Here is a 729-nt window from a genome sequence, read left to right as displayed (position 1 = left end):
CGCCAGCACGACGGACTCAACGCCGCACTGCGCGGCGTGCTGGCCTCCGGGAACCTGGGGCAGCACAACGGGTTACCCGCCTCCATCATCGTCACCACCACACTGGCCGAGCTCGAAGCCGCCGCCGGGCGCGGGCTGACCGGCGGCGGCACCCTGCTGCCGATGAGCGATGTCATCCGCCTGGCCCGCCACGCCCACCACTATCTCGCCATCTTCGACAAAGGCACATCGCTGGCCCTGTACCACACCAAGCGCCTGGCCTCCCCTGGCCAACGAATTGTCCTGTACGCCAAGGACCGTGGATGTTCACATCCGGGTTGCGACGTATCCGGCTACTACTGCGAAGTCCACAGAGAGAATGGGAGGTCGCTCGCGGCGGTGGTCTGACTCTGAAGTCCATTGACGCCGCTTGGTTGTCCTTGCGTGGATTTGTCGACTGGCGCCGCGAGTGACGTGCTCGACGTCACCGACGCGACGGCTGTGACTTCATAGGAGCTTGCACCCACAAGCTGCCCATCTCTGTTGTGTCCAACCGCCAACGCCGGTGACGCCACCCATCCACCCAGAAATAGAGGACGGCAATCACCAGCATGACAACCAAACCCCCATCTCGTCACATCGTCGCAGGAGTCGACACCCACAAACGGACCCATCACGCCGCAGTGCTGGACGCCAACACCGGAAAACTGCTCGCCGACCACGAGTTCGCTGCCACGCAAGCCGGCTACC

Annotated in this window: 1 pseudogene; it reads left to right on the top strand. The window is 63.9% G+C overall.

The features are described from left to right. Positions 1–351 (top strand): annotated as a pseudogene (locus A5622_RS08845) (DUF222 domain-containing protein); the annotation flags it as partial. Positions 352–729 lie beyond the last annotated feature (378 nt).

Source organism: Mycobacterium sp. 1245801.1, from assembly GCF_001673055.1.
Lineage (GTDB): Bacteria > Actinomycetota > Actinomycetes > Mycobacteriales > Mycobacteriaceae > Mycobacterium > Mycobacterium europaeum_A.
The sequence above is the reverse complement of the archived record's forward strand: the minus strand, read 5'-3'. Positions and strand labels throughout refer to the sequence as shown.